The sequence below is a fragment of the Mesorhizobium sp. M1A.F.Ca.IN.020.04.1.1 genome, from assembly GCF_003997315.1.
GTDB lineage: Bacteria > Pseudomonadota > Alphaproteobacteria > Rhizobiales > Rhizobiaceae > Mesorhizobium.
Window position 1 is genome coordinate 1 of sequence record NZ_RZSN01000280.1, and the last position, 4,609, is coordinate 4,609.

Consider the following 4,609-nt stretch of genomic DNA (forward strand, 5'->3'; position numbering starts at 1 on the left):
CCGTCAGGTAAGCGCAACGTCTCCGGCGCCTATGTCCAGGACAAGCTGACCTGGGAATGGCTGGAGGTCATCACCGGCCTGCGCTACGACAGGTACAGCCTGAAGGACTCCGAGCACGAGACATCAGGCGACCGGCTGTCGCCGCGCATCACCGTCGGCGTATCGCCCTTCGAAAGCGCTGACCTCGCCGGCCTGCAGTTTTACGGCACCTATGCGGAAGGCTACCGCTCACCCTCGCTGACGGAGACGCTGATCAGCGGTAACCATCCGGCCGGCGTCACCTTCCCCTTCCTGCCCAATCCAAATCTCAAGCCTGAGACCGGCAAGACCGTCGAGTTCGGCGTCAACTTCAAGCAGAACGACATTTTCGAAGGCGGCGACGCTCTGCGGCTCAAGGCCGCCTATTTCAACAACAATGTCGAAGACTATATCGACGGCGTCACGCTGTCGGCCTTCGACCCGACCAGCGGCTGCCCGTTCGGCCCCGGCATCCCGATCTGCTTCCAGTATCAGAACTTCGCCAAGGCCAAGATCAACGGTTTTGAACTGGAAAGCGTCTATGACGCCGGCTGGGGCTATGCGGGCTTCTCGGCCTCGATCATCAACGGCCACACCATCTCGTATGAGGGCGAGCGGGCCGACCTTGCCACCATTCCCTCCTCGCAGGTGACGGCGCAGCTCGGCCTTCGCTTCCTCGAGGACAGGCTCACCGTCGGCGGTGAAGTGCAATATAACGGCAAGCCCAAGGGCAATCCGGTGGCCAAGGACTATACGCTGGTCAATGCCTTTGCCAGTTACCAGGCGACCGACAACCTCAAGCTCGACGTCCGCGCCGACAATCTGTTCGATGTCAAATACACCAATCCGCTCAACGCAAGCACGACTGCCGTCCTCTATGAACCGGGCGTCACGCTGAAGCTTGCGGCAACCATGCGCTTTGGAGGCTGAGAACCATGAACTTGACGACATCGCTCTGTCTCTTGACCTCGGCGCTGGCGATGTCGCTCGGCCCGGTGCCGGCGCGCGGCCAGTCCGCGCCAGCGCCGGCCCTTAATCTCGAACTCAACGCCGTGCAGCCTTCGGACAAGGGCTGCCGGCTGACCTTCGTCGTCAACAACGCGCTCGGCGCCGACCTGTCGAAGTCCGCTTTCGAAATCGCGCTGTTCAATGAGTCCGGCGTTGTCGACCGCCTCACCGTGCTCGATTTCAAGGACCTGCCGGTCGGCAAGACGAAAGTCACGCGCTTCGATCTCGCGGGCGCCGACTGCGGCAAGCTCGGCCGCGTGCTGATCAACAGCGCGACGGAATGCGCTGGAACCGGCGTCGAGCCGACGGCCTGCATGCGCGACCTGACGACCTCGACTAAAACCGCCATCGCCTTCGGCGTATAGAGGTGGGGATTGCATCCGGCCCGCCAGGAGACGCCATGGCGTGGGCCATAGGCGGCAACCGATCTTGATTTGACAATTTCTTATCGCGTACAGCAGGTCTCGGCGCGAGACATGCAGGACATCAATCACTCCTCCGATGCAGGCAGCGAACCGGCGATCACGCCGGCCGAGCCGCTCATGCAGCCGCGGCACTCGGCCGGGCATCGCAAATGGCCGGTGGCGATCATCGCTTCCGGCCTGCTCCATGGCGCTGCGGCGGCCGCGTTCCTGTTCGCGCCTGCCGGGATATTCGACTCCATGGACGCGATTCGGGCCGAGGGCACAGATCAGTCCGGCGCCAACGTCACCGGCAGCGCCCTGGACGACCAGTCGTCCGGCGCCGTGGATGTCACCTTGGTGCCCGAACTGCAGCCGGTGAAACGCCAGGCCGCGCAGCCCGCACCGCCGGTCGAAGCGCAGCAACCAGCAAGCGAACCCTCGACGCCTCAGCTTCCGCCGCAAGCCGTCAAGGAAGCCGCTTCCGCGCCGGATATCGTGGCGGCCACCAGCCCACGCCAGGATGACCAGACTGTCCCCGACGACAGCAAACCTACGCCCGCGACCGAACTGCAAAGCGCTGAAGCGCCCCTTGCCGAGCCTCAACAGCCACCGGTCCCCAGTGCGACATCGAGCGGCCCAGCCCCATCGGCAGCGGCAGACCAGACCAATGCAACCGGCGGCACGGCGGATGGCGATACACGCGACGCGCCTGTTGCCGCCAGCAAAGGCAAGAAACAGGTCGCTGCCGGCAATGCCCTGGAATCCCACTACAGCGGTGAAATCCAGAAGAAACTTGCGCGCGCCAACCGTCGCGTTTCGAAATCGATCCAGGCCAAGGCTCGCAACAACGCCAGGGTGGTTTTCGTCGTCGCGGCCGACGGCAGCGTCAGCGACCTGCAGCTCACTGAAAGTTCAGGGTCCGCCGAGCTCGATCAGTTCGCTTTGACGCTGGTGCGCAAGCAAGCCCCGTTCCCTCCCATTCCACCCGAGACCGGCAAATCAAGTTGGGTGTTCAAGGCGCGGATCGGCCCTTTTTAAAGCCTCCGCGATTTCATCGCCTGGACGAAGTCGGAGAACTTCCGCGCCGCCCATCGCAACGCCGGCACCGCCAAGGTGCATTATCTTGGCCACCCCGAGTTCGAAGGGTTTTTGGTCGTCGAGGGCGCCTGACCGCCGCTAACGCGGCGGCCTTCCCGCACCTGATTAGGCTGCCGCGAGCAGGCTGGCATTGCCGCCGGCCGCCGTCGTGTCAACGCAGACCGCGCGCTCATGCGCATAAGCCGCCGGATTAAGCACTTCGCTGACCAGCGGCACGATCGGCCCGGCGCGCTCGGCAACCACCTTGCGCACGATGCGCGCCGCTTCCGGCGTGCCGGAGAAGGCAACGACGTCGACGCGCAGCGAGCGCGCCTCGACCGGGTCCGGCCGACCGTCGATCGCCGCCAGTGGCAGGCCCTTGCCGGTCAGCGCCGACAGCGCCGCCGGCGCGCCTGGCGCCACTGCCAGAACGGCATTGCCGGCGGCTAAAGCCTGGATTGTCTGCGCAAGCAGCGTCTCGGCATCCGGCCCGAGGCAGAGCACCCGTCCGCGCGGCGCCAGCGACAGCGTGTTGGCCTCGCCGGTCGGGCCCGGCAGGTCGACCTGCCCGAAATCGAGGCCCGCTGCGGCGGCGATGGCCGCAGCCCCCTTGCCGCGCAGATGTTTTCTCAGAATCGCCACGCGATCGGGTCGCGTCGACCAACCGCCAAGCGTCGGGTCCGGCAGATTGTCCGCGAGTTCCGTCGCCGTCACCTTGTGGCCGTCGCCGACTTCCGTTCCGGCTTGCGGGCCCTTGCGGAAGCGGCGCAGATAATGTGGCCCGCCGGCCTTCGGCCCGGTGCCGGACAGACCCTCGCCGCCGAAGGGCTGCGAGCCGACGACGGCGCCGATCTGGTTTCGGTTGACATAGATGTTGCCGGCATGGATGCCGTCGACGAAATGCTGGACGCGGCCCTCGATGCGGGTGTGCAGGCCGAAGGTCAGGCCGTAGCCCTTGCGATTGATGCCGGCAATCACCGCGTCGATGTCGTCGGCGTCGAAGGTGGCGACATGCAGCACCGGACCGAACACTTCGCGCTCCATCTCCTCGATGCCTTTGACCCGAAAGACATGCGGCGCGACGAAGCGGCCGGCAGCCGGCGCTTCGAGCTTGGCGATAAGGCGCCCCTCCAGCCCCTTTTTCTTGCAGTAGTCGCCGATCGAGGCCTGCGCCTCATCGTCGATGACCGGGCCGACATCGGTCGAGATCAGCCACGGATCGCCGACATTGAGGGCTTCCATCGCGCCCTTCAGCATGGCCAGCATCTTCTTCTCGACATCCTTCTGCACGTAGAGCACGCGCAGCGCCGAGCAGCGCTGCCCGGCGCTCTGGAAGGCGGAGGCGAGGATGTCGCGCACCGCCTGCTCGGGAAGCGCCGTGGAATCGACGATCATGGCGTTCAGCCCACCCGTCTCGGCAATCAGCATGGCATCGGGCGCCACCGTTTCGGCCAGCTGTTTTTCGATCAGCTTGGCGACCTCGGTCGAGCCGGTAAAGCAGACACCTGCGATGCGCGGGTCGGCGGTGAGCGGCGCTCCGACCGACGCACCGTCACCCGGCAGAAGCTGGATGATATCCTCCGGCACGCCGGCCTCGCGCAGCATCTCGACGGCGCGGAAGGCGATCAGCGGCGTCTGCTCGGCGGGCTTCGCGATCACCGAATTGCCGGTGACGAGCGCCGCCGCGATCTGGCCGGTGAAGATGGCCAGCGGGAAATTCCACGGCGAGATGCAGACGATTGCGCCACGGGCTTCAGTGCCCGCTTCGGCATTCGCCGCCTCGGCCGCATAGTAACGCAGGAAATCGACCGCCTCGCGCACTTCGGCGACGCCGTCGGCCAACGACTTGCCGGCCTCTCGAGTGGCCAAAGCGAAGAACTCGGCGGCATTGGCCTCGTAGAGGTCGGCGGCGCGGTTGAGGATCGCGGCGCGCTCGGCAACCGGGCGTTTTGCCCAGGCCGGCTGCGCCTCCACAGCGATACGCACGGCGGTCGCGACCTGCTTGGCCGCCGCCTCATGCACTGTGCCGACGACCTCATCGGGCTTGGCCGGGTTGACGATCTGGCGCGGCTTGCCGTAGCCGGCGGCGGGCGTGATCGGCT

The 4,609-nt window shown here is 65.9% G+C and carries 4 protein-coding genes and 1 pseudogene; 4 read left to right on the plus strand and 1 reads right to left on the minus strand.

Going from position 1 to position 4,609, the window contains the following annotated elements; all coding sequences use genetic code 11:
• The 4 genes and pseudogenes from EOA49_RS30345 to EOA49_RS30360 form a co-directional block, all read left to right on the plus strand.
• The coding region (locus EOA49_RS30345) for a TonB-dependent receptor (RefSeq protein WP_127243540.1) at window positions 1-948 on the plus strand (948 nt) is incomplete at its 5' end.
• Between the two features lie 5 nt (window positions 949-953).
• Window positions 954-1,391, plus strand: a complete 438-nt coding sequence (locus EOA49_RS30350) for a hypothetical protein (RefSeq protein ID WP_095801909.1) — start codon at window positions 954-956, stop codon at window positions 1,389-1,391.
• 216 nt (window positions 1,392-1,607) lie between these two features.
• Window positions 1,608-2,468 carry a TonB family protein gene (locus tag EOA49_RS30355; RefSeq protein WP_245433181.1) on the plus strand — a complete coding sequence of 287 codons (861 nt, stop codon included), beginning with the start codon at window positions 1,608-1,610 and terminating at the stop codon, window positions 2,466-2,468.
• Window positions 2,469-2,477: 9 nt separating this feature from the next.
• Window positions 2,478-2,600, plus strand: a pseudogene (locus tag EOA49_RS30360) (antibiotic biosynthesis monooxygenase); the annotation flags it as partial.
• Window positions 2,601-2,633: 33 nt separating this feature from the next.
• On the opposite strand, the gene EOA49_RS30365 reads toward EOA49_RS30360, so the two are convergent.
• Window positions 2,634-4,609: L-glutamate gamma-semialdehyde dehydrogenase (locus tag EOA49_RS30365; RefSeq protein WP_127243541.1), on the minus strand; the 1,976-nt coding region annotated here is incomplete at its 5' end.

Excerpts from the sequence above, each read along its gene's own strand:
- EOA49_RS30350 (WP_095801909.1), top strand. The coding sequence starts at position 954 with ATGAACTTGACGACATCGCTCTGTCTCTTGACCTCGGCGCTGGCGATG.